We start from the raw sequence: 1,927 nt of genomic DNA, 5'->3' as shown, positions 1-1,927 counted from the left end.
CCCCTACGGCCCCCGTGGAAGCGCAGCGCGCTACCCCCGCCCAGCGCTCGCCCCTGCATGTCGTGGAATCGCTGAACTCGCTCTCCGTCGATATCGCGCGTGCCATCGACCACGAGGCTTCGATCGAGCTGTGGAACCGCTACCGGCGTGGCGAGCGTGACGTGTTCACGCGGCGGCTCTACACGCTGAAGGGGCAGCAGACGTTCGACGAGATCCGTCGCAAGTATCAGGCGGAAGCCGAGTTCCGCGCCGCTGTCGACCGCTACTGCGACGATTTCGAGAAGCTGCTCAAGGATGTCTCGCGCAACGACCGCGACAACATCATGGCGCAGACCTATCTGACGTCGGACACCGGCAAGGTCTACACCATGCTGGCCCATGCGAGCGGCCGCCTGCATTAAGACAGGAATTGAACAGGCGGGGCTATGGTCCCGCCTGTGACTGCGCTGAACCTCCGTCACGCGCCGACCTGCCCGCAGCAAGTTTTCCGAGCCTATCGATGCGTTCGGGACTCGTCCAAAGTCGGATTTCCGACGCACTGAAATCCACCGACAATACCCGCTGCCCTGACGTTCGAAGGGTGTGATCGTGAAGACGGCAATTATTTTCGACTGCGAGTTTCTTTGCCTGGAGGGCTCGCAACGCCGATTCTGGTGCGCGGCACACGATCCTGACCCGGTGATCGCACAGATCGGCGCCGTCAGGCTTGGACTCGAGGGCGATTTTCCAATGCTCGGCACACACAAGGTCTACATCAGACCGGTCGACCGGTTTGGTCAGAGATACGCCCTCGACCCGTTCTTCACCAAACTGACCGGCATTACCGAGGAAGATCTGGAGACCGAGGGGGTGGCGCTAGGAGACGCCCTCGCCGACGTCGATCGTTTTTCCGGCGGGGCGCGTTTCTGGTCCTGGGGCAAGGACGAATTGAACATGATCGCCATCAGTTGCTATGTCGCGGACATTCAGCCTCCGATCCCGGCCAGCCGGTTTGACAATGCCGTCAAGCTGCTGATCGCGGCCGGAATGCCGATCGAGGATCTGGCGAGAACGCCGAGCAACAAGCTCGCCGATTACTACGGCGTCGAACACCCGCCATTGCAGGGGCACGACGCGCTCGATGACGCGCTGTCCGTCACCTATACCCTGCAGCACCTGATGAAGACCGGAAAGCTCCGCCCGGAAATCTTTGACCGCTTGTAGGCAGAGAAGCCTGGAGGGATGAAGCTTTGTGGGATTCCGGCGCGCCCCGCGCTCAGATCACCGAATCCGTCCAGTGCACGATCTGCCCGGCGGCGTCGCCGAACGCCTTGTCGAGCGCGCTGACATAGGCAGGATTGCCGCTGCCCGAGACGGGTGCGGCTGCGGTGAAGCTCTTGGAGGCACGGACCTCGCCGTTGCGATCGTTCAGGATCCGCACGAACAGATCGACCTCGGCATGTTCGCCGCCGTCGACACGCACCTCGAAGGACCGGATTTCGACGATCACCTGATAGTCGATCGCCAGGCCCTCGCCCGGCTTGCCGACGCCGGCAAAGCTGCCTGAACGCTGGAAGGTCTCGGCCAGCCGCGCCTGCACGATCAACGGCAGCCGGTCGGCCCATTGCGCGCCCTTGAGATACTGGATCGAGCGATCCGACGGCTTGATGACGATGTTCTGGCTGTCCAGCGCCTTGAGCGCCGACGGCTGCGCGATCAGGATCTGGCGGCGGCTATGGCCATGCGCGTCGATCGACGGCGCCGACAGCTCGAACGTATCGAGCGGCGCGGGCTTGCCGCCCAACGCCGCGCAGCCGGCCAGCGTCAAGGCAAGCAGTGCCGCAGCCGATGTCAACCCGCCCGTTTTCACCCACACAGACTTCACGCGCGATCCCCGTTGTCCCCGGATCGTAAGATCGACCCGCTTTCGCGGCTCATGTTTCTGGGG

At 63.3% G+C, this 1,927-nt stretch carries 3 protein-coding genes; 2 read left to right on the top strand and 1 reads right to left on the bottom strand.

Annotated elements, in window-relative coordinates; all coding sequences use genetic code 11:
* Positions 1-401 (top strand): hypothetical protein (locus tag EOD15_RS33680; RefSeq protein ID WP_148129801.1); only part of this gene is annotated, 401 nt, incomplete at its 5' end.
* A gap of 187 nt (positions 402-588) precedes the next feature.
* Positions 589-1,203: a 3'-5' exonuclease gene (locus EOD15_RS33675; RefSeq protein ID WP_127322688.1), complete on the top strand. Its 615-nt coding sequence runs from the start codon at positions 589-591 to the stop codon at positions 1,201-1,203.
* A 52-nt stretch (positions 1,204-1,255) separates the two neighbouring features.
* Here EOD15_RS33675 and EOD15_RS33670 read toward each other — a convergent pair whose 3' ends face one another.
* Positions 1,256-1,864 (bottom strand): ABC-type transport auxiliary lipoprotein family protein, encoded by a 609-nt coding sequence (locus EOD15_RS33670; RefSeq protein ID WP_245463846.1) that lies wholly within the window; start codon positions 1,862-1,864, stop codon positions 1,256-1,258.
* Positions 1,865-1,927: the final 63 nt, after the last annotated feature.

This window comes from Mesorhizobium sp. M7A.T.Ca.US.000.02.2.1, assembly GCF_003996995.1.
Lineage (GTDB): Bacteria > Pseudomonadota > Alphaproteobacteria > Rhizobiales > Rhizobiaceae > Mesorhizobium.
This window is presented reverse-complemented; position numbering and strand designations above follow the sequence as displayed.